A 19,545-nucleotide genomic window follows, 5' to 3' on the forward strand; every position below is an offset into this window, starting at 1 on the left:
AAGACTTCAGTAGTACTTTTGAGTCAAAGCTCGTTGACTTTCAAAGATGCGATCACCGTACATCGACAACGGATACGGGATAGTCAAAGGGAGTTCCACCATGCGCGGGAATACGGTGGATCGGCCAGAGACCATGAGGCTTTCATAATCCCCATAGTTGCCACAGCCCAGAAGTGGCCAAGCATCAGCCGCGGCATAGCCGATGAGCAGAAAACGCCGCCTGATCGTTGAGTGGTTTGGGCCTGAACCATGAAGGGTCCGGACGTGATGCAACGTGACAGTTCCTACGGGTCCCGTTAGTAACTCCCCTTCTGTCGGGTCGAGCGCTTCGTCCCAGTTGGAGCGAGAGATCGCGTGGCAAAACTTGCCCGTCTCGACGTTCCGGTGGTCGTACACTTTTCCTTTGTGGGAGCCTGGCAAGCATGCCATCGCGCCATTCTTCTCACTTGTCTCGTCGAGGAAAATTCCGAGAGTAAGAAAATCATCGTTTGTGTGGGGATAGAATGCCCAGTCCTGATGCCACTGGACTGGCGCGCCTGATGGCGGCTTGAAGTTGATTTTGCTATTGTGCAAACGGATGTTTTCGCCCAGGAAATGCCGAAGCAAATCGACGACTTTTTCCGACCTGACCAAAGAATCTATTGCATCGAAATAAAGGTGAGGATTCTCGACGCGACGCAGTAGCTTCGTCGTCTCGCCATTCTTCTTTTCGAACTGGTAAGTCTCATTGTCCGAAGCTACGCCAATAGCTCCCAATTCAATTTGCTTGACGTCTTCAAGAATCTTCGCTACTTCCTCCGCGGAGAAAAAGCTTTCAATCTTCGTATATCCCTTGTCGAGATATTCGCGTTGCTGCTCTGCAAACATGGTGATGCTCCTAGGTCTTCCAACGAATAATCGGGAGGGCAAACTGCGGCTCCTTCCGGCATGTTTGATTCGACTATGCAATCAATAAGTTACTTTGATCTACAGATCGATCATGAAAGGATGGTAGATCGTCGGTATGACATAGGCATGACAGCGGGACGCGGAATGCAACACAGAAGGATGGTCGCAGCGCCTGGTAAGCGCCGCCCGTGTCGCTTTCTGCCTACGTCACAATAGGCCTTTGCACGGTAATATCTGCAGTTCACCCCGCAAATGGCAGTGAACAACCCGCTGCCACCAAACTGGAGAGAGCCGCTATGCAACTCACCGTCGAGACGAACGTACGAGCCCCGATTGAACGGGTGTGGGAGGCGTACACCACACCCGACGAGATAATTCGCTGGAATGCGGCCTCAGATGACTGGCACACCACCAGGGCCATTGTGGAGGAGTGCATGCTGTGCCATCAGTGGCGGTCGCTCAGAGGACGGCGCCGAGTATGTGACAGAGGCCATCCTTTACTTGGAGGACTCCAATCCGCATGACAATCGAGCCGTTCGAGTGACTATTGAAGGACAGAGAGTAGGGTATCTGTCGCGACAGAATGCGCGCCTTTATCGAAAGCAATTAAAACAATTGGGCCATGCGCAGATCGTCTGTAAGTGTGATGCAATGATAGTCGGCGGGTGGCACCGTTCACCTGCGGATGCGGGGCACTTCGGTGTCAAGCTTGATCTGCCAGTTGTATAGTTCCTGCCTGTCCATTCAAGCCCATACGCTTCACGGGTTCGTGGAGGACTGTAAACAACCTCGTTGGTCGGTCGGCATTTGTTTACATGAACCTTTTCTCAGTGCTCTCCCTATTGAGAAAATCCCCATCGTTGCTGGCGAAATTTAGAAGTTTACAAACTTAGGTATGCATAACCCTTTTGAAGCCCATGATCGTCCTTGTGGATATGGCTGATAAATACATTTCTCTTGTCTGCCAAACTTTACCCCCCCCCAACATTTCTCATGCTTTTAAAGCTTAACCGAATTAGTCGCCGATGTGCTGAGTGCTACCGTTTGGCTTACGCAGCATTAGAGTTTATTCCTGCAATGACCGATTTATTGGGGGTGTATGCTTTGGTTTATATCACGGTGAATATTATATGGGATCGAATGGAAGCTCCCGCTGCGACGCTGACGCTCGCACAGTTCAATTGACTGTCAGAAATGGGTTGACGATAGTTGTTTTTTGGGAATATTTGAAACTCCGCTTCGGCCGAAAATCAGCCAAATCGAATGTCGTGCATTTCTACTTGCACGTATTGGGCAGATAAAAAATGCAAAGGGAAAGCGGAGCGATTCAGGTATTTATATTCAGTTTTAGAAGTTCTTCTACACGGGTCCCATAACATTCGGATCGTGAATCAAGGCATTCTTACACCAATAATCCAGACTCACTTTTCGATCCTCGGAGGTTGTCACTGAGGGATCCCATGGCTCCTTTTTAGCAAGCGTACCCACCCACGCGGTGATGAAATGAAAATGTTTTGGATTAACTCGCTTAAGAATGACCGTTACAATGCTGGTAAGCTCCCTTGGAGTGGTGTTCTCGACAACATGGCTAGGACCGTGGCGGCCCATTCTATGAGCAAAGGTCATCTGTTCCGTTGGTAATGTCAATTCAGTAGGAACCCTATTCTGGAATCCTACTGCCTTGCCCATTTCTACCTCTATTTCCAAAAACGGTTTGTTTTGAACATCAAGCTTGAGAAGAACTTGCGGGAGCATGCCAGCAAGTTCTGGATGGGCTTGTAAATGCTCAGCTCGTCTTTCGGTAACTTCAATTTTCGTCCCACATGATTTTTGTATTGTGAAGCTTGAGAATTTCGATTGCATAAGATATTTTCCAAATAGTTAATAGCGTCGGCATTTTCATACTCTTCAATTCTTAAATCTATTTTGGACGAAGGTTGCGCGGTGTTAGCGCCTTCAACTGCCTTGTTGACTTGTCCTGTGCGTCTACGCCGGTGAGCTGGCTATTCTGCGGCTTGATACTTCGCCAAGAGCCATCAGGATAAAACGAGATGCTTTTTATGTCAGTATCCTGATGAGCGAATGCAAGAAGTAAAAAATCTACAGTTCATAGTCAGAGTTGGAGCCAGAGTTGAAGGTTGTTGCCGGTAACACCTACATACATCGAGAAGCGGTAGAAGGCCTTGATACAACAATCGCCGCACCTTTAAAAGCGGCCCTGAGGGTAGCCCGTGAAATCTGCTGTTGATGGCTGCAAAGTAGCCTGTTCCATTTTTTATGCAATTACATAGGGCCAATCGGATCTTAGCTGCCTCCAGAGAGAGCTTTTTGGAGGTGACCTGCCCGGGAATTTCCTACCACTGAGAACTTAACTTTCTGGTCTCGGTTGGAAAATTTTTTTAATCAATAAGTTAGCTATTTATGGAAGGGTCACTTGATTTTTTAAGTTTTCCATAAAACTGTATTTAATCAGTTACTTGTTTAGTGATGAACTCAACATCGGATTCTGTTTTGATCCACCCTTCAAAAGGGGATGTTTTTAAGCTGCTTCCATCGGAGCTTGTGCCACCGCCGATTGTTGTATAGGCGGTGAAGTTTTGATCCGTTTGCCATGGTTGTGAATGCAAAAAGCCCCGGCTTTTGACCAGGGCTTTAGGTGTATCAGGTGAGCAGTGATAGCAATCGACACTGCATAATTAAAATGAATATCAATCTATTTGAAATCAAATTTCAATAATTTGAATCTAAAAATCTTTTCTGATATTAATTTATCAATCAAATGGAAAGTCCATTCCATAATTTTTTGGTTCTGGCCACCATTTCGTTCCGCACTGGTTGTGGCAATACGTACCGCGGAATGTTGTGTGCTTTCATCTCGTCGATCAACACGCCATACCAATCAATTCCCAGGGCCGCCATGGCATCAGCACGATTAATTTGACCGGCACCAAAATTTCTAAGAACATCAATGCGCTGTTCTTCTGTTAGCTCGTTGCTCATTTTGTTCTCCGATTTGGATTAATTCGGTGCCGTTCATCTTATAGCGGCCAACTCGGCCGCGTCGGTTTTTTTCAATGGCCATGTTGCCTTTTTCTGAAAGGTCAACAATGACGTCGAAATATTCCACTAGTTGTCTGAAGTGAAAATTTTTGATGTCATTAACAACAAAGACCGGGCGGTCTTCATCTAACGCTCGCATTTTGAGCGTACGAATTTCCTGCAAAGATTCCACCTTTGTTACAACTATTGCCTTTCGTGCAACTCCTTTGATTCGCTTACCAATTGCACTGTTCATCGCGTCCTTTCCCTTGAATTGGTAGATGAAGCCATACTCTATGCCACCGCCAAATGCATGATCTAGGCCGTGATGACCAATGCTGATTCGGCTGCGCAATTCTTTAGCGGTGGATTTCTTTACTAGGTTTTTTATTGATTCAAACATGATATTTCCTTTAATTTAAAATTGAGTTAATTCGTTGATGTACTGCACTTTGTAGGTCGATGAAAGTCTGCCTTGGCACTCGCACTATGGCAAAAGTAGCGCCTTCATCGCGCGTTTCTTGAAAACTTACTTGCCTTGTTCTCAATCGCCTCGGGCTGCCAGTTACCGCGATCCATAAAGCTTTGAGTATTTCCATGAAACGTGGTGTATGCAGTTCCCATTCTTCCGTTTCGGACCTTAAGCACAAGCACTTCACAAAGCTCAGGATCACTAAAGTCCTGGTCATAGACCACAGGGCGATGCAGGCCTAGAACAATGTCGGAGTCCTGCTCAATCGAGCCGGAGGACCTAAGCTGAGCCGCGGTGGGACGCTTGTCGCCCATGGCTTCAGCCTGGCGATTGAATTGACACAAAAGAATGATCGTGCAATCCATCTCTTTGGCTTGGTTCTTGAGGTACCGAGTGATCTTTGTAACCCTCTGCAATTCGGTCTCGTGGTCGTTGTCGTTGTCTGTCTCGATCAGAGTCAAATAATCGATCACGATCATGCTTGGCTTCGCTTTCACGCTCATACGCTTCGCTTCTCTGATGATTGAATGAACGGTCATTCTTGGCGTGTCGTCGATGTACATGCCTGTTAGTTTATTTTCGGCCAGTTCAATCGCAGCTGAGTAACGGTCCTCAAACCGCTCGTCTGCCTTAAGCGGGTTTTGTATGTCATACAGTGAAATCTGGCCTGTTGCTGCAACTATCCGGTCCCCCAGTTCCGTGCTTGGCATTTCTAAGCTGAAAATGAAAACGTTCCGACCCTGCTTAGCGCATTGCATGGCAAAGTGCTGGGCCATCACTGATTTCCCCATTGCTGGTCTACCGGCCAGAGCCACTAGTTTTCCGGGCCTAAATCCTCCGCCGCCAATCATGTCGTCTAAAGTTTCGATTCCGGTCGATATGGTTTTTTCAAGCCCCTGCTTTCTGAGATGCATCAAATCGACCTGATCATTTAGAACTTCTTGAATTGTCCTCAAGCCTCGGCCCTGGACGTTGCCTGCAAGCAACGCGGACATTTTCTCGATGAACCCTGGGAGATGTTCAGCGACGCTAAAAGCGGGCGATAGCGCGTCCTCCATGAGCTGGTTAACTACTGCTTTCATCTGTTCTTTAGCAGCCCTGCCAATGACCGTTTTGGCGTGCACAGCAAGCAAGTCAGTCTTAAGCATGTTGCCGTTTATAAATACATCGTGAACTTCGGCAGACATGTCCTGCTTAGCAAGCTTGCTAACTTCGTCTGCAAGCAACAGCGTATCGAAAATGTTCACCTGGTCATCCAGTTTTATGCACGCTTCAAAAAGCTGACTGGTTACCTTCCCGGAAAAATGCTGAGGTCTCAGACCTGCCGCTATGCAAGTCTGCATGTGTGCCTTGTCTGCGCAAAACATGTTGATCAGGTTCTTTTCGAGCTGAAGACCATTTTTTACAGTAGCGCCTGTGTTTGTTTCTGCGATTTCGTAGCTCATATCAGTTCATCCCATGTATTGCTTGTTGGTTTTTGCCGGCGGTGGTCAAAACAACACTTCCATCGGCTTTTTTGAAGTACAGACCGTTCCAGTTCTTTTGCAGTGAATTGCAAAAGTGTTGCAGCCAGTCCGCGTACTTTTTGTTTTTGGCGTTCTGGTCATTCAGGTACTTGTCTTTGAAGGCATGCCAGTCAAGCAAAACAAGCTCATCTGGCAAGCCCATCTTTTCTGCTCTTACCCAAACGTAGTGCGTCTCTGGAAGTGGGTATGCGCCTGTCTCATCACAGTGCTCCAGATACTGGGCAAGCGTCATTAATCCGCCTGCCGTTTTCTTGGCCTTAGGATTTTTTGCATGTCGTTGTTTTTTTTCTTCTATTACTGAAGACGAGGGGGAGGGTGAAGCGCCAGCTTCTTCTTTATTGTTCATTGAGATTAAATGATTGTTAGAAGCCGGATTCCGACTCACTGTGGAGCCGTATTCCGACCCATTAAAAGTCGGATTCCGACCCATTGACTGTAAATTTTGATGAGCCGGATTCCGACCCATTAACTTTTCCTGAGTTTTTTTCTTGTTCTCTACTGCGCAACTTTTCTTTTTTTCTTGAATTGCTCGAAAGGCTTCGTCGAGCAAAGTCTCCCTATCCTTGCTGGCGGGCTTATCAACAAGTAATGATTTAAGCTCGGCAGATTCGAGCGGATGCACCTTGTAGACGTTGCTCTTATTGAACCTGGCCTTGATGGTGATGTGCCCATCTCTTTCAAGGGATTTCAGCGCTGATTTGACGGCGGTCAACCCAACACCCATCTCTGCAGAAAGTGTGTAAAGTGACGGCCAGCATTCGAAGTCGTGATTCGCGGCATTAGCCAACATATACAAAAGATACTTGGCATTGCCCACGGCGGTGGAAATTCTTGTCTTCGCGGATACTGTGAAGCTCATTTCGAACCCCCAACGAAAACATGCACTTGCGCAACAAGTAACTGTTGCTTTTTAATTAATAAACGGGTATTCTTTGTCATATCGATGTCATCCCTAAATGACGTTTTGATAAATTCACAAAGCTTGTTCCACCAAGCGAAGTGAGACCAAAAGGATCCTGTCGGGGTCCTTTTTGTTTTCTTAACTACAAAAAAATTAGTGCACCAAAACCGATCCTTGAAAGATTGGCTGCTCTGGTAACCCTGAAATCATGACCCCCGCCAAAACAAGCTGACGAACACGGTCACTCGTGATTTTTATGCACACATCAATAATTTCAACTTTCTTCTCATTCACCTCCGTTTTAGAGATTTGTTGCAACTTGTTAATGGCCTTGCCAAGCTCGGCGTAGGCCCCCATAAATCCCATTGAGTTAATTTCGCGATCAAAAACAAACCCTCGTATTATTTGCTGGGCGCATCGTTTGATCACCTGACCCGAAACCTGATCGGCCTTTAAAACCTGATCGGCCAGCCCTTGGTCTATTTCCTCAATTTCGGCAAACCTTAAAATCATCGTAACCATCCCAATTTTTTTTTGGGCCAAAAACCCTGTTTTTTCCATGTATTTTTTGTTGCTTTAAATTTCAAGCGTTTTTCTTGCTGCGACCAGGGCGTTGCTTTAAGATTTCAATCGGAATCCCGGTGTATTCAGCCACGTGTTCCACCAAGTTTTTTGGAATGCCTTGAACTACCCAGTTTTGAACGCCCTGAGGCGTGTAACCAAATTTTTGGCCTGCCTTGGTTTGGCCACCCAAAACGCGGATGGCAATTTGTGGGCCGCTTAAGCCTTCAAAACATTGATCTTTGATTTCCATTTGTACCCCCGTTGTTGACTATTTAAATATAATTCAAATTTAAAGCAATATCAAGAAATTTTGTGAATAGTAATTTCAATACAGTTGACTTTTAAATCAAAATATTGTAGGATTGACACCAATGAATGAAAACTTTGAAGCGGCAATAAGCCACATCCTGCACAAAAAAATTCGGGGGTAATCGCTCGCGAATGGCCGATGCGCTTGGGTTTAGTCCGCAACAAGTCAGCCAGTGGTCAGCGGGGAAAACGAGACCGAGCGTGGATAGCTGTAAGCAAATCGCGGATTACTTAGGCATGTCTTTTGAGGAAATAAGGGATGGCTCGCAGTTCCTGGTGGCTGAAAAAAGCCTGGAACAACGTGTAAGTGAAATTGAGTCAAAACTGGCCAGCATGAATTTACCGGCCGGAAACGACGACGACATTGCGCATATTGTTCAAGTTTTGCAAACAGGTTCGCCCGAATTTAGGCGGGCAGCAAGAAAGATGATCGACTCCCTGGCTGGGAGTTTTTGAAAAAAAGGGGTACATCATGGCTTGTTCAAAATTCAACCGCGAAGACGCCACTGACATTGGTTTCGACCTTATGTATTACAAAAAAACCATAATGACCCGTACTACGTTTGAAGCAATTTGCTCGGTTGAAAACTTGGCTGAACAACTACTTCAGCACGCCCAGCTCGCCCAGGCCGGGCTGATGGAACACTTCGTCCGCTAAATAAACCCCACCGCCAACGAATTTATTAGCCCCTCGCTTAGGGGCTCAGGCCCCTTTTTGCTTGGAGTTTTAAATGTCCAATTTTGAAGAGAAAAATGGGCCATTGAGTTGGTATCGGGTACACGGTGGTATGACTTACATGGCATGGCACCAAATTTACAAAATGCACCATTCCGGCGACTTTTCCTTAATCGTGCCCGAAAAATTGGCCAAGCAATTGCAAATTGTGGAGCAGTTTGCCGATGTAAAAAAGAAGCGGGACCCGCTTGTCGAGGAACTGAATAAAGCGGGACTGCCTGTAAAAGATGAAGAGCCCGAAGATGGAGAGGAAAAGTTTGATCACGATGAGACCCCACCCGAGTTTCGGATGCCCGAATGTCATTTGCTTGAAAAGCTTCTAGGTCGCGAAACTGACACCATGCACGAAGAGCAAACTGATTTTTTCAAAAAGATCAAGTCGCTTTCGAACTGTGCGGGTAAGCAAAAATCGATTTATAAAAATCAATACGATCCGCGCTTTGCTCTTTTGGAGGAAATCCTGATTGAAAGCCACCCAGCGATGACTGAGGTGATCGACTTTCTGTGCAGCGAGCTTATTTTGTCTGCTCGACAGGAACGCCCATCGCCACGCCCCATCTTGATGGTTGGTCAACCAGGCATTGGCAAAACCCATTTTGCGAGATCAATTGCAAATGTAACGGGGGCGCCTTTTATTAATTTTTCTTGCGCCACCGCCGACGCGCCATGGGCCTTGACGGGTTCCAATTCTACTTGGAACAAAGGTAAGCCATCTAGTTTCATTTTTGAAATCGCCCGCACAAATGCGCACGCTGGCGTATTTTTCTGCGACGAAGCGAACGAAGGAAATCAAGACAATCGCCATTACCCAATCGAGCCAGTTTTGCTTGAGTTGCTTGATTTGGACCAGTCATCCAGATTCAAAGATCTCTATTTTGAGCATGAAATGGATTTAAGCGGCTGGATCAAAATCCTTGCTTGCAACTCCACCGCCGGCATTGATAGCGCAATTCTCGATCGCTGTGAAGTCATTCAGGTGTCTAGGCCCACCGCCGAACAGCAGCTCAAGATTATTCAAATGATGGCCGCCAAGCTGCCGGTAGCGTTCGAAGAAAAGGCTATGGAGGCCTTGAATGTTTCAACACGGTCCCTTCGCCAGATCAATGCAGATCTTCGTAGGTTGGCCGCACGCGCCCTTCGTAACGCCTGCGAAGAGGTCAATTTGATTGATGTGAAGCGCCTAGGTTTGAAGTCCGAATTTCGGTCATAAAAAATATAGTTGCCTAAAACCCCTGTTTTTTTCCACAGGTTTAATTTTTAAAGCTACTTTATTTTCATGTGTATCAAAAATGAGGCCTAGATGTTTTTGTCAGAAGAAGAAATGGTTGAGCTAAGTGGCATTGCAGTTGGCAGAAGCGGCCTAACCAAACATCAATTGCAGTGTGCATTTTTGCGCAATGCTGGCATTCCCTTTATTCAGAATGCTCGGGGCAGGCCAATCGTCGCCCGTTCATATTTCGAGTCTTCTAAGCTGGTGCCACCGCCGGCCGCTTCTAAGTCCACCTGGCAACCAGGGGTAATGTAATGGGCCGCACTGCGTACAAGAATAACAACTTGCCGCCCAGGCTGAGAAAGCGGACTAGAAATGGAACGGACTACTATGCCTATGACTTGGGGGGCAAGCCTAGAAAAGAAGTGGCCTTGGGCACCAATTTCTTGGCGGCGGTGGAAAGGTGGGCGCAACTTGAAAAGGAACATAGCGGCCTTTTGGTAATTAAGGAGGGGCCTACGTTCATTGACCTTGTGCACCGTTACGTAAAAGATGTGTTGCCTACCAAGGCACCACGCACGCGACAGGACAACTTGAAGGAAATTGAGAATCTGAAAAAGTTTTTTGGTAAGCCACCGGCGCCCTTGGATCAAATTAGACCGCTTCATGTCAGACAGTATTTGGACCAGAGGACAAAAGATGGCAAAGGCCACGTGCGTGCTAATCGCGAAAAGGCATTGTTTTCGCATATGTTCAACTTCGCCCGAAGCGTTGGCATGACGGACGCTGAGAACCCAGTAAAGGGGATCAAGGGTTACTCAGAGACAGGGCGCGCAACTGTTTACGTTGAAGACGATGCATTTGAGGCGGTGTTAAAAGAAGCTGACCAGCCCACCAGGTTTGCAATGAAGTTGGCTTACCTCACTGGCCAGCGCCCAGGTGACGTGCTTTCGGCCACCGCCGGGGACATTCGAGATGGCTTTCTTCATTTTGAGCAGTCAAAAACCGGCAAAAAGCTGAGGATCGAAATTGTTGGTGAGCTCAAGGTGTTAGTCGAAGAGATTCAGGCCTACCGGCGGGTCAAAAACGTGATCCACCAGTATTTGCTCGTCACTGAAACAGGCAGTAAGCTGACTGAGGGCGCACTGAAAGGGCGCTTCACCAAGGCCAGGGCTGCCGCTGGGGTGGATATTAAAGGGTTCCAGTTTAGGGATTTGCGGGCTAAGGCGGCGACCGATACCACCGAAGCCACTGGGGATATTAGGCAAGCCCAAAGGCAACTTGGCCATGCCGCATTGAGCATGACCGAACATTACACTAGGCAGCGTCGTGGTGATGCAGTCAAGCCCACCAAGTAACATCAAGAGGTCTTACATGATGGTAGAAGCGATCAAGGTGATTGAAAACACGCACACTGGTTTGGCGGTGGTCGGTGGCTCACATGTTGAGCTAGTCTCCTTTTTTGATTATCTGGCTGCCAGCAATGAAGTACAAAACATTGGGGCGGGGCTTGGGGTCGATGGCGACCAACTACGGGCTCTATTTGCAGAATCAGCTCGCTTGTTGACTCTAGTAAGACCTCTTCATATTTTGAAAAAGGCCGCTTGATCAATAAATCCCACAGTGGGATTTTTTAGAAAACTTAGTCATGAACATCGATCCAGATCTTCCACCTGACGCCTTTGAGATCATGAAGGAACGGCTGCTACACCATTCCTACATGTGCCCATTCTGCTCAAGCCTAGACCTCTCCCGGACACTAAGTGGAATTCAGGATTCAAAGGGCGAGGAGGGTATGCGGGCTACAATTTTGGTGTTCTGTAGAAGCTGTGAGGGCACTTGGTCCCATGTGATGGCCCACCTGGGGATCACCCAAGTGGGCGTGGGTTGCGAGCTCATTGATTAAAGTTGCTTGCGGTATAAAACGATGGCTGCCATTTGGTGGCATGCTGGATTAAAAACAAAATCATCATCCCCGAACTTCGTCAGCCCATGCAGCTCATACTGGCGACCATCTCGCAAGTCAGCAAGCTCATCAAAGGATTCGGCCTCTATAACTTCTAGCAAGTCTACTGCCGCAGCTTCAACTAGTCCTCTTTTTGTATCTTTCAAGCCCACGCCAAAAATGAAGTCCCTATCAATTTCGGTGAGGGTCCTTTTGGCCCAATCAAACGCAATTGCGTTCGAAATTTCCCAGGCAAACAGACAATTAAAATCGTCTTCATCATATCTAATTGGACTTTCGGGAACGCCAAGGCCTTTTGCTTCGCCAACAGCTTGCTTCAGTAATGCGATGTTGGCCAGCTTAGATTTGTCCATTGAGCCTGTTCCTTAAAAAGTCACCTGCACCGCCAGTCAGTGGGCTCGGCTCAGGCTTTTTTGTCATCGCTGCTACCTTGACCTGAACCTCTTCTGGAAGCCCCTTGAGGCTGGCTTCCGTTGCAAAACTGGGTCTGTTTTTATTTGCAACCTTTGGCTCCATGCTTTTGGGCTTGACCTCTTCGTGCTTTTGCCCACTCGAAGCCTTCTCGCCCCGTGGCATGCGCTCCCTTTTGTCGATGGTGACGCCGAATAATGCCTTGTCAATGTCTGTCCGCAACCAAGCAAGGAACTCTTGGCTTGCTTCAACATTCGGCATGTGCTCGCGTACGAACTCGCCCACTTTTTGAGTTTTTCTTGTCTCTTCGATACGTGCTTTTTTAATTAAGAGAATTTGTTTGCGTTCAATTTCAGCAAGTCGTTGTTGTGCTGTTCGCATTTTTTTCCTTCTTTAGTTATGGCTTTGAGCACTAAATTTAGAACACAGTGCTTTTGAGGTAAACGAATTACTAGGTTAAAAAAGCAGTGAGATTTATTCTTGAGAACAAGTTGAAGAACGCAACCATGCAAAACATGCAGTGATCTGTTGTTCTGAAATATTTCTTGATCTGAACGTACGCGACCACACCAATTTGCTCTTGTTTCAGATACGCAAACTACCTTTTGGAGTATTAACGTGAAGAACTTTAAGTGCCAAATAAATGTTGTTTCAAGGTCTGACGGGGCTTCGATTGTGCAGCGCTCAGCCTATCGAGCAGGTCAAAAAATCACCGATGCGGAAACAGGGAAGACTTACGATTATTCGCATCGAAAAGATGTTTGCTTCAGTTACATAACGGCCCCAAAGAATTCCCCGGGTTGGGCTTTGTACCCAGAAAAAGTGTGGAACGCAGCAGCCAAGGCAGACACGCGAAAAAATAGCCGCTTGGCCCGTGAGCTTATGATTTCTTTGCCCGCAGAATTTACATATGAAGAACGTGCTCTATTGGTTGCGGAAATTGCGCACTACCTGGTTAAGCAATACAAGGTGGTTGTTCAAGCGGACATTCATGAGCCAAAGATTTTTTCGGCGGAGGAGCTTTTCAAACTCAAAGGGCAGCACGCAGTACCCATGCAAAGTGCACCCGGATTTTTTCATAACGAGAACTGGCACACCCACATTCTATTCAGCACGCGCGAAATGACCCCCATTGGGTTTGGTAAAAAAACTCGCGTGCTGGATGATGGGAAAACTGGTCGCGTTGAAATTGAAAAGATTCGCCAGGCGGTGGCTGACATGATCAATGCGAAGGCGAGGGAGGCAGGAATCGACCTATTTATGCATTCGAAGTCGGCAAGGCGTCGTGGGTCACCTGAAATTCCAACGATCCCACTGGGGCAAAAGGGTCATTGGGCGGCTAAGCGCGGCCTACCACATACAACCGCCGAATTGAATCAGAGAATTGCTAAGCACAATCGTACTTTGACCGAAGCCGACTTCGACGAATTTCTTAAGCAGCCAGGTTTCACAAAACCAAGCCTAGGAATGAGCATGTAACCAGCCGGCTTGTTTCGCGCAGGTGAGCCACTCTTGGCGGCGCTTCTGGGCAAGATGTTGCACACGTGGTTATTGGCCCCACCAAAACCCTGGCCAAGCTGGCCAACCATATGGCCAAGACAATGCCGCAGTTCAACGGCGTGTTCGACCTGCATGAAATTCCACGACCCGAGCGCGTGAAACTGATGGCAGAGATTGATGTAGGTGAAGTGTGGGGAGTAGAAGCACGAGTAATTATTGAAGACTGGAGGCAGCATTACAATGCGGTCAGACCGCACTCCAGTTTGAACTACCTGACCTGACCCCGAATGAGTTCGTGGCAGGATTGCAAAACGATTTATCAACTGAGACCATAAAGTTAAGTTCTCAGTGGTAGGAAATTCCCGGGCAGGTCACCGCTGTACAAAATCAAGGCGCTGCACCCGGTGATGTGGGTGGTCGAGCGAACCATTTCAACTCCAGCCACACATTGGGCGCACCATGCCTTGACCAACAAGGATGGCATTGGCAATTACACAGGCAATTTCGGCAACATGCTGTTTTTGTGGGATGTGATATTTGGTACGGCGCACATCACCCGCAAATACCCGGAACACATCGGCTTGATGGACGACCGCATTCACGGCCAGGAACATTGGGCTCAGCAAATGTTTTATCCGGTGCTGCATTCCAGGCGTGAAGATTCTGCCTTGCGGTTTGGCGGCACCATTTACGACGAAAACAAACAGTAGCCAGTGGTGTTGTTGATCAGGCATTCAAATAACTGATCACCATTTCAATCAGTTCAAGTGTCAGTTCCTCATCGGTGATGAATGGATTGGGCTCGCTGATCGCACGGATCATGGTGAACACGATTGAGTTGGCTATGACAAAACTGCGAATGTGAAGCCGTTCAGGATTGTTCGACAGTGGATTTTTCAGCAGGTACATCCGCATGAAGTCAAGCAGCGTGTCTTGAAGCAGGCGCACTACGTTGTGTGTGGGCAGCTTGTACCAGTTGCGCACCAGTTCAATCGCAAGGCCATCGTCAGCCCTCAAGAAGGCCATGCCAAACCGCACCGAGCGGTCCACCATTTGACGAAGGTCGGTGGTTTTTTCCAGTACAAGAGCATTCAAGCCTTGTTGAAGATTGAGCGTGACATCCTCCAGCAATGCTTCAACCAGATCCTCGCGCGAATCGAAATACTGATACAGCGACCCCACGCTGACACCGGCCTGTTCGGCCACATGGTGTGTGGTGAATTTGTCCATGCCATGTTCACGAATGGCCTGCGCCGTAGCCTGAACAAGGCGTGCCACCAGTTCTTTGGATCGCTGTTGCTGCGGAATTTTGCGCATGGGTGTCAGAACTTTCCGATATAGAAGTCCCGCTGAATTTCATCTGCCCGAGCCGGGTTGTTGGCGTACTTCGCAAAATCGGAAACACCGGTTTCACGCAGCACTTCTTCATCAAGCCACGACACCTTCGAAGAAAAACGACTGCGCTGGTTGATCAACTCAAAAGCGGCATCTGCCATGATCTCTGGCTTGCGAGAAACGCTCAGACCTTCTTCGCCGCTGAACATGCCCACCGCAGCTGTAGCAATCAAGGTGGCAGGCCACAATGTTTTGACTGCAATTCCTTTGGCTTTCACTTCTTGCTGGAAACCCATGCTGAGCAGGGTCGTGGCGTACTTGGTGGTGGTGTAGGGAATGAACGCACCCAGCCAGCCTTCATCCAGGTTCAAGGGCGGGCACAGATTCAGCACACTGCCTTTGCTCGTTTGAAGGTGTGGCAGGCATTCACGCATGGTGATCAGGGGCGCGCGGGTATTCAATGCGTGCATCAAGTCGAATTTTTTCGTATCGGTGATGCCCAATTGCGTAATGCCAAGAAAGCCGGCGTTGTTCACCAGCAAATCAATGCCACCAAAGTGTTGCACAGTGTCCTGAATGGCACGCTTGGTTTGCTCTTCATCGCGCACATCGGTTGCTATCGGCAGGGCTTTGCCACCGGCTTCAATCACTTCCTGCGCCACGGAATGAATGGTACCAGGCAGTTTCGGGTTGGGTTGGTCTGACTTTGCGGCAATAGTAATGTTGGCGCCTTCGCGAGCCAGCCGCAGAATGATTTCCCGGCCAATGCCACGGCTGCCGCCGGTGATGAACACAGTTTTATTCGTCCAGCTTCCCATATTGCCCCGCAAGGTTTAATTCAAACGAGCGTTCAGTTTAATACGACTTATTGTTCGTATTCAATTCGCGTTGACAGAAACTGGGGTGTTGGGCTGATCGGCTTGCCGCTGTTGAAGTTCTGCAACGGCAATTTCTTGCGCTTTTCGGCCATGCCTTATTAACCGTGCCCATTGCCCGGGAATGGTTCGCCCCAGTGCATGATGCGCAACACGGGCAGGCACAGCCAGCAGCGCAATGAAGGGACCGAAAGGCGCGCGTAGCCCCAGTTTGTGAAACATGCGTGGCCCCAGCAAATACCAGGATGAACTCAAATGCTTTTGATGTGCATAGTGTTTGCGAAGTGTTTGAAGGCTTGCGTAGTTGCGGCTTAAAGGCTCACCAGCCAAAGCACTGGCCAAACGGTGCGTGGATTCATCAGGTGGTGAATGGGTGAATAGAAACTGGCGAAGTTTCACCAGTGCCTGCTGTTCTGTGTCCACGAGCCATTCTTCCCTCACACCCATTTGCCAGCCGATCAGTTTCCACAGTTGCATCACTGCTCTTGAATTGTGCGGTGTAACCACAATGCCCATTTTACGAAGGCCCAGCAGCATGACTGCACTAAAGCCCAGATAGGTGGCTGCCATGTCCACCTGATTGATGGGCAGGCCCCATTGCCTGGAATCCCACTGGGGGCTGTTTCTTAACTGGTGGCGAACCAAGGCATGCATCCAACGCACCCGCAATGTGGCCAAGGCGCCAGGCCCGCCCGCGCAGTTGGCGTTTGGATTGACCACCTTTAGCCACCACTGAGCGGTGCTCGCCAGCCTGGGGGCCGCACCTTTTTCAAGTTCGCCCGTGAGAATTAGGGTTTTGTTGAAGGCCACCATCAGGTAGCCGCCCATCAGCGCCATGTCGCGCAACACATCGGTGGCAGCCCGCCCAGTGCTATGAATGAATTGCACGCCATCTTCGATCAAATTCCTATCTACCCAAGTTGGGTTTGTGCAGGTCGATTTCAATAGGGTTTGCAGCGCGTCGCTGCCTTGAAATTCAGATGGCTTGGGCGAATGTAGAGCTTGGTGAAATTCTCGCCAATCTGGTTTTTCGGAAGATTGTTCAATGCGAGATTCAATGTAACGATCCATGACTGGGTCGCCGTCAAAAAGGCCGTGGTGCAGTTTTGCGTATTCTTCGGGAGTGGGAGCAAATGGCCTGCCCAGCAGTTGGCGAATGGGCCATGGCGTCTTGATCTGCGTGAGCTGGAATGGTCGAAGCCTTGTGGGGGCAGGATAATCAATCGTCTTCATGGAGCAAAAACACGCAGTGTGAATACCCCAGACTAATGCGAATTTTTAATCGCATTCAAGTCGCATTTTGAAACCAGTGCCTGTCCATGGCGATCATGTCGAATTCGTAGCGATAAAACACGTAGTCCTGTGCAAACAAGTCTCGCTCCAGTGACTGTAGTTCGTCTGCATTCAGGTTCACGATTTCAAGGTTGATGATGGTGGGTCTGAATTTCGAGAAATCGAGTTGTTTGAATACGGTGTAGTCGTAGCCTTCGGTATCGATCTGAAAAACATCAACACTGGGCAGGGCATTGCGCTCAATCAAGGCCATTAAGGGCATGCACTGCACCTCTTCCACAGTGACATATTGTTGATAGTCCTTCAGCTTGGTGTCACTGAAGGTGGACATGCCCTTGAGCCAGTCTGGCAGCTTGTGCTTCACTATCACTTCGGGTGCAATTCGATGCAGACTTTTGGTTTCCACTTGTTCTGTAATTGCAACGTTTTCAAACACGAGGCCGGTACAGCCTTGGTAATTGTTGCGTGTGCGCTCCAGCATGTCGGGCAGGGGTTCAACCAACACGCCGTGCCAGCCGAAATTACGAATGAACGGGTGAATGGGGTCGTAGCTGACGCCGTCCATGGCCCCAACTTGCAAAAACTGCACTGGTTTTTTTGTTGGCTAATTGTCAGGAATGCATCGTTGGGGTTGGAGTAGGGTAGTTGTTCGTGTCTCTGTTGAAGTTCACGTTTGTAATCCGCATACGCACCCGCTGCATGTTTTTGGTTGGTGACTACCCAGGTCAATGCGTGCTCGCCGTGATTCACATCCATTAACTGATCGGGTGCTGTGCTTGCAAAGCGGATGCCCCATTGGTGTTTGTGCGCTTCGTGGTGGCATGCTGACAGGGCAATTTGATCGAGAAACCAAAGTGATTTTCCCTTTCGCAAATTGTCTTCGATGAATGCCACCACCTGGGCGATGTAACGCTTCGCGGCCGGTGTGTTGTTCAAGTACATCATGCCAGCGGCCACATGCTCCCAGAACGGTGCAGCTTTGGGCTGGCAAACAATCACATCGCTGTTGCTGGCCAATTCACACATGGTCTCATTCCAGGGTTTGCGCCACAGGGCATCGGCATCCAGCAAAATGACTGGCGCGTTGAAGTGCGAAAGCAAAGCCTTGCTGGCTGCAAATCGCCGGGTTGCAAATTCAACCACCTTGGTCGGTGATTTCAAATCGATTGCTTCCTGCGCTGCAGTGATTTCAAGTTGCGGATATTTCGCAGCCAGATCGCGTACGTATTTAACAACACTGGCATTGGGGGTGTACAGGTGAAAGTGAACCAGCACATTGGCCTGGTTGTGTTCAAGCACCGAGTACACCAAAGCCAGGGCGTGTTCATAAAAATATTTGTCGTCACAGGCGATCAGCAGCGTGGGTTTGTTGCGGTGGTCACTGCCGGGTGCAATCAGCCATTGGTAAGGAAATTCGGCATTCTCACCGGGGTGATTATTCACAAGGCTTGCGAAGTCCACCGGTTCATCAGGCAGCGCGCCCAGCCTGTACATGCAGGCCATACTCATCAGCTTGATCAGTGAATTGCTTTGATGGGCACCGGAATCGACCAGCTTCAGCAGGTAGGGCAATGCCTCTTCATAGCGTTCCTCCATGGTGTACACCATGGCCACAATTTGTTGAAGGTGCGGTGAAGTGTCGACTACTTTTTCATTTTTACGAACCAAGGCCATGGCTTCATCAATTTCACCAATGCGGTACAAAATTTGAATGGCGTTGATCAGGTATTTCACATTGGGCACTTTTTGCAGTACGCGCATGAGCCCGTCTCGGATTCCTTTTTTGTAGGCTGCGGGCATCGGGGTTTGAATGCCGTTGCGGTGTTTGTCCATGGACAAATGCGACTGCGCAATCAGCATGATGATTTGCCGCAGTGCCTGGTCCTTGACCGCAGGCAGACCTGATTGCACGCCCTGCAGCACCTCAGCGCAATAGACCGGATCGCAGGAGTTGGTATCGATCAACGAGATCAATGTGTCTTTGGGAATTTTCCCGAATTCATCGAAAAAGTAGGTTTTCACCAGACTGTCGCGGTAGTACTGGTGCATGTCCTGGGTGCGTTTGAATTCGGTCACGTGCTGGGCTCCTGGCCTGTAACTTGAGTTTTGTTAACCGCAAGAATAAGCCGAGCTTAGCGCCAGTGAAAACCGGAGGAAAGGGGGAATGCTGCTTCAGTGCATTAGTTCAGAAGTTGGGTCGTGATACGCCGCGCGATGGGGGCAAGCAAATAAATGGCGGGCACCGCAGCGAGGTAACCAATCAGGTATGTTTTTCCCCAAGTGGCCAGAAAGTTACCGCCGAAGCCGAAATTGCTGGCGGTGGTGACGAAAGTAACGATACCCACCATGAGAAAACCCATGATGAGTGCAAAGACTAGTTGGAACAATTTTCCGGGTTGGGCTTGGGGTAAGGCGTTCATGTTGTATTGTGGTGGTGCTCGAATTTGGGCATTTTAGCGACAATTGCTGGTAGTAACCCTCAGGGTAAACACTCTCACTTTTGTTGTCAGATTGGTCTTT

The 19,545-nt window shown here is 48.6% G+C and carries 22 protein-coding genes and 3 pseudogenes; 10 read left to right on the forward strand and 15 right to left on the reverse strand.

From position 1 onward, the window contains the following. Nucleotides 1-6: 6 nt before the first annotated feature. A complete protein-coding gene (locus BSZ31_RS10335; RefSeq protein ID WP_045952932.1) occupies nucleotides 7-867 on the reverse strand; it encodes a phytanoyl-CoA dioxygenase family protein in 861 nt (286 codons plus the stop codon). 317 nt (nucleotides 868-1,184) lie between these two features. On the opposite strand from BSZ31_RS10335, the gene BSZ31_RS16735 reads away from it, so the two are divergent. Beyond that, nucleotides 1,185-1,412 (forward strand): SRPBCC domain-containing protein, encoded by a 228-nt coding sequence (locus BSZ31_RS16735; RefSeq protein ID WP_108914056.1) that lies wholly within the window; start codon nucleotides 1,185-1,187, stop codon nucleotides 1,410-1,412. Nucleotides 1,413-2,247: 835 nt separating this feature from the next. Here the strand turns inward: BSZ31_RS16735 and BSZ31_RS10350 are convergent. The 7 genes from BSZ31_RS10350 to BSZ31_RS10380 form a co-directional block, all read right to left on the reverse strand. Continuing rightward, on the reverse strand, nucleotides 2,248-2,751 hold the full coding sequence (locus tag BSZ31_RS10350; RefSeq protein ID WP_146106664.1) for a hypothetical protein: 504 nt from the start codon (nucleotides 2,749-2,751) through the stop codon (nucleotides 2,248-2,250). A 912-nt stretch (nucleotides 2,752-3,663) separates the two neighbouring features. Continuing rightward, complete coding sequence (locus BSZ31_RS10355) at nucleotides 3,664-3,888, reverse strand: hypothetical protein (protein ID WP_105028682.1); 225 nt, start codon at nucleotides 3,886-3,888, stop codon at nucleotides 3,664-3,666. After that, nucleotides 3,854-4,330 (reverse strand): hypothetical protein, encoded by a 477-nt coding sequence (locus tag BSZ31_RS10360; RefSeq protein ID WP_105028683.1) that lies wholly within the window; start codon nucleotides 4,328-4,330, stop codon nucleotides 3,854-3,856. The genes BSZ31_RS10355 and BSZ31_RS10360 overlap by 35 nt, the downstream gene beginning before the upstream one ends. A 104-nt stretch (nucleotides 4,331-4,434) precedes the next feature. After that, nucleotides 4,435-5,844 (reverse strand): DnaB-like helicase C-terminal domain-containing protein, encoded by a 1,410-nt coding sequence (locus tag BSZ31_RS10365; RefSeq protein WP_105028684.1) that lies wholly within the window; start codon nucleotides 5,842-5,844, stop codon nucleotides 4,435-4,437. Between the two features lies 1 nt (nucleotide 5,845). After that, nucleotides 5,846-6,784 (reverse strand): helix-turn-helix domain-containing protein, encoded by a 939-nt coding sequence (locus BSZ31_RS10370; protein ID WP_105028685.1) that lies wholly within the window; start codon nucleotides 6,782-6,784, stop codon nucleotides 5,846-5,848. A 195-nt stretch (nucleotides 6,785-6,979) separates the two neighbouring features. Then, a complete protein-coding gene (locus tag BSZ31_RS10375) occupies nucleotides 6,980-7,387 on the reverse strand; it encodes a hypothetical protein (RefSeq protein WP_105028686.1) in 408 nt (135 codons plus the stop codon). Between the two features lie 22 nt (nucleotides 7,388-7,409). Next, on the reverse strand, nucleotides 7,410-7,640 hold the full coding sequence (locus tag BSZ31_RS10380) for a hypothetical protein (RefSeq protein ID WP_105028687.1): 231 nt from the start codon (nucleotides 7,638-7,640) through the stop codon (nucleotides 7,410-7,412). 185 nt (nucleotides 7,641-7,825) lie between these two features. Here BSZ31_RS10380 and BSZ31_RS10385 point away from each other — a divergent pair. The 6 genes and pseudogenes from BSZ31_RS10385 to BSZ31_RS10410 all read left to right on the forward strand — a co-directional run. Further along, nucleotides 7,826-8,155 (forward strand): annotated as a pseudogene (locus BSZ31_RS10385) (helix-turn-helix transcriptional regulator); the annotation flags it as partial. A 16-nt stretch (nucleotides 8,156-8,171) separates the two neighbouring features. After that, nucleotides 8,172-8,357 (forward strand): hypothetical protein, encoded by a 186-nt coding sequence (locus tag BSZ31_RS10390; RefSeq protein ID WP_105028689.1) that lies wholly within the window; start codon nucleotides 8,172-8,174, stop codon nucleotides 8,355-8,357. Nucleotides 8,358-8,562: 205 nt separating this feature from the next. Next, nucleotides 8,563-9,645, forward strand: coding sequence for an AAA family ATPase (locus BSZ31_RS10395; protein ID WP_168426934.1), 1,083 nt, complete (start codon nucleotides 8,563-8,565; stop codon nucleotides 9,643-9,645). Between the two features lie 111 nt (nucleotides 9,646-9,756). Continuing rightward, nucleotides 9,757-9,960, forward strand: coding sequence for a DUF4224 domain-containing protein (locus BSZ31_RS17820; RefSeq protein ID WP_369907290.1), 204 nt, complete (start codon nucleotides 9,757-9,759; stop codon nucleotides 9,958-9,960). A 110-nt stretch (nucleotides 9,961-10,070) separates the two neighbouring features. Continuing rightward, on the forward strand, nucleotides 10,071-11,003 hold the full coding sequence (locus tag BSZ31_RS10405; RefSeq protein WP_240605783.1) for a tyrosine-type recombinase/integrase: 933 nt from the start codon (nucleotides 10,071-10,073) through the stop codon (nucleotides 11,001-11,003). Nucleotides 11,004-11,019: 16 nt separating this feature from the next. Continuing rightward, nucleotides 11,020-11,253, forward strand: a complete 234-nt coding sequence (locus BSZ31_RS10410; protein ID WP_105028693.1) for a hypothetical protein — start codon at nucleotides 11,020-11,022, stop codon at nucleotides 11,251-11,253. A 294-nt stretch (nucleotides 11,254-11,547) separates the two neighbouring features. Here the strand turns inward: BSZ31_RS10410 and BSZ31_RS10420 are convergent, their stop codons facing one another. Together BSZ31_RS10420 and BSZ31_RS10425 are read right to left on the reverse strand one after the other, a co-directional pair. Beyond that, the gene (locus tag BSZ31_RS10420; protein WP_105028695.1) at nucleotides 11,548-11,964 is read right to left on the reverse strand and encodes a hypothetical protein; all 417 of its coding nucleotides are present in this window, start codon (nucleotides 11,962-11,964) and stop codon (nucleotides 11,548-11,550) included. After that, nucleotides 11,951-12,403, reverse strand: coding sequence for a hypothetical protein (locus tag BSZ31_RS10425; protein ID WP_105028696.1), 453 nt, complete (start codon nucleotides 12,401-12,403; stop codon nucleotides 11,951-11,953). The genes BSZ31_RS10420 and BSZ31_RS10425 overlap by 14 nt, the downstream gene beginning before the upstream one ends. A 237-nt stretch (nucleotides 12,404-12,640) precedes the next feature. Here BSZ31_RS10425 and BSZ31_RS10430 point away from each other — a divergent pair, with 237 nt between their 5' ends. The 3 genes and pseudogenes from BSZ31_RS10430 to BSZ31_RS10440 all read left to right on the forward strand — a co-directional run. Next, a complete protein-coding gene (locus BSZ31_RS10430) occupies nucleotides 12,641-13,501 on the forward strand; it encodes a MobA/MobL family protein (protein ID WP_168426935.1) in 861 nt (286 codons plus the stop codon). Between the two features lie 221 nt (nucleotides 13,502-13,722). Beyond that, nucleotides 13,723-13,803 (forward strand): annotated as a pseudogene (locus BSZ31_RS17825) (integrase core domain-containing protein); the annotation flags it as partial. A gap of 78 nt (nucleotides 13,804-13,881) precedes the next feature. Then, a pseudogene (locus BSZ31_RS10440) lies at nucleotides 13,882-14,232 on the forward strand (sterol desaturase family protein); the annotation flags it as partial. A 16-nt stretch (nucleotides 14,233-14,248) separates the two neighbouring features. Here BSZ31_RS10440 and BSZ31_RS10445 read toward each other — a convergent pair. The 5 genes from BSZ31_RS10445 to BSZ31_RS10465 all read right to left on the reverse strand — a co-directional run bounded on the left by BSZ31_RS10445 (nucleotide 14,249) and on the right by BSZ31_RS10465 (nucleotide 19,445). Beyond that, nucleotides 14,249-14,839 carry a TetR/AcrR family transcriptional regulator gene (locus tag BSZ31_RS10445; RefSeq protein ID WP_105028698.1) on the reverse strand — a complete coding sequence of 197 codons (591 nt, stop codon included), beginning with the start codon at nucleotides 14,837-14,839 and terminating at the stop codon, nucleotides 14,249-14,251. 5 nt (nucleotides 14,840-14,844) lie between these two features. Next, complete coding sequence (locus BSZ31_RS10450) at nucleotides 14,845-15,675, reverse strand: SDR family oxidoreductase (RefSeq protein ID WP_105028699.1); 831 nt, start codon at nucleotides 15,673-15,675, stop codon at nucleotides 14,845-14,847. Between the two features lie 60 nt (nucleotides 15,676-15,735). Further along, on the reverse strand, nucleotides 15,736-16,965 hold the full coding sequence (locus tag BSZ31_RS10455) for an oxygenase MpaB family protein (RefSeq protein ID WP_105028700.1): 1,230 nt from the start codon (nucleotides 16,963-16,965) through the stop codon (nucleotides 15,736-15,738). Nucleotides 16,966-17,020: 55 nt separating this feature from the next. Continuing rightward, the gene (locus BSZ31_RS17360) at nucleotides 17,021-17,590 is read right to left on the reverse strand and encodes an FkbM family methyltransferase (protein WP_105028701.1); all 570 of its coding nucleotides are present in this window, start codon (nucleotides 17,588-17,590) and stop codon (nucleotides 17,021-17,023) included. Nucleotides 17,591-19,205: 1,615 nt separating this feature from the next. Continuing rightward, nucleotides 19,206-19,445: a DUF2798 domain-containing protein gene (locus BSZ31_RS10465; RefSeq protein ID WP_105028702.1), complete on the reverse strand. Its 240-nt coding sequence runs from the start codon at nucleotides 19,443-19,445 to the stop codon at nucleotides 19,206-19,208. Nucleotides 19,446-19,545 lie beyond the last annotated feature (100 nt).

The organism is Limnobacter sp. SAORIC-690, from assembly GCF_002954425.1.
Lineage (GTDB): Bacteria > Pseudomonadota > Gammaproteobacteria > Burkholderiales > Burkholderiaceae_B > Limnobacter > Limnobacter profundi.

What these genes read in the sequence shown, in the direction of transcription:
- BSZ31_RS10335 (WP_045952932.1), bottom strand. Translation starts at nt 867, where the DNA reads ATGTTTGCAGAGCAGCAACGCGAATATCTCGACAAGGGATATACGAAG.
- BSZ31_RS16735 (WP_108914056.1), top strand. Translation starts at nt 1,185, where the DNA reads ATGCAACTCACCGTCGAGACGAACGTACGAGCCCCGATTGAACGGGTG.
- BSZ31_RS10350 (WP_146106664.1), bottom strand. Translation starts at nt 2,751, where the DNA reads ATGCAATCGAAATTCTCAAGCTTCACAATACAAAAATCATGTGGGACG.
- BSZ31_RS10355 (WP_105028682.1), bottom strand. Translation starts at nt 3,888, where the DNA reads ATGAGCAACGAGCTAACAGAAGAACAGCGCATTGATGTTCTTAGAAAT.
- BSZ31_RS10360 (WP_105028683.1), bottom strand. Translation starts at nt 4,330, where the DNA reads ATGTTTGAATCAATAAAAAACCTAGTAAAGAAATCCACCGCTAAAGAA.
- BSZ31_RS10365 (WP_105028684.1), bottom strand. Translation starts at nt 5,844, where the DNA reads ATGAGCTACGAAATCGCAGAAACAAACACAGGCGCTACTGTAAAAAAT.
- BSZ31_RS10370 (WP_105028685.1), bottom strand. Translation starts at nt 6,784, where the DNA reads ATGAGCTTCACAGTATCCGCGAAGACAAGAATTTCCACCGCCGTGGGC.
- BSZ31_RS10375 (WP_105028686.1), bottom strand. Translation starts at nt 7,387, where the DNA reads ATGGAAAAAACAGGGTTTTTGGCCCAAAAAAAAATTGGGATGGTTACG.
- BSZ31_RS10380 (WP_105028687.1), bottom strand. Translation starts at nt 7,640, where the DNA reads ATGGAAATCAAAGATCAATGTTTTGAAGGCTTAAGCGGCCCACAAATT.
- BSZ31_RS10390 (WP_105028689.1), top strand. Translation starts at nt 8,172, where the DNA reads ATGGCTTGTTCAAAATTCAACCGCGAAGACGCCACTGACATTGGTTTC.
- BSZ31_RS17820 (WP_369907290.1), top strand. Translation starts at nt 9,757, where the DNA reads ATGGTTGAGCTAAGTGGCATTGCAGTTGGCAGAAGCGGCCTAACCAAA.
- BSZ31_RS10410 (WP_105028693.1), top strand. Translation starts at nt 11,020, where the DNA reads ATGATGGTAGAAGCGATCAAGGTGATTGAAAACACGCACACTGGTTTG.
- BSZ31_RS10420 (WP_105028695.1), bottom strand. Translation starts at nt 11,964, where the DNA reads ATGGACAAATCTAAGCTGGCCAACATCGCATTACTGAAGCAAGCTGTT.
- BSZ31_RS10425 (WP_105028696.1), bottom strand. Translation starts at nt 12,403, where the DNA reads ATGCGAACAGCACAACAACGACTTGCTGAAATTGAACGCAAACAAATT.
- BSZ31_RS10445 (WP_105028698.1), bottom strand. Translation starts at nt 14,839, where the DNA reads ATGCGCAAAATTCCGCAGCAACAGCGATCCAAAGAACTGGTGGCACGC.
- BSZ31_RS10450 (WP_105028699.1), bottom strand. Translation starts at nt 15,675, where the DNA reads ATGGGAAGCTGGACGAATAAAACTGTGTTCATCACCGGCGGCAGCCGT.
- BSZ31_RS10455 (WP_105028700.1), bottom strand. Translation starts at nt 16,965, where the DNA reads ATGAAGACGATTGATTATCCTGCCCCCACAAGGCTTCGACCATTCCAG.
- BSZ31_RS17360 (WP_105028701.1), bottom strand. Translation starts at nt 17,590, where the DNA reads ATGGACGGCGTCAGCTACGACCCCATTCACCCGTTCATTCGTAATTTC.
- BSZ31_RS10465 (WP_105028702.1), bottom strand. Translation starts at nt 19,445, where the DNA reads ATGAACGCCTTACCCCAAGCCCAACCCGGAAAATTGTTCCAACTAGTC.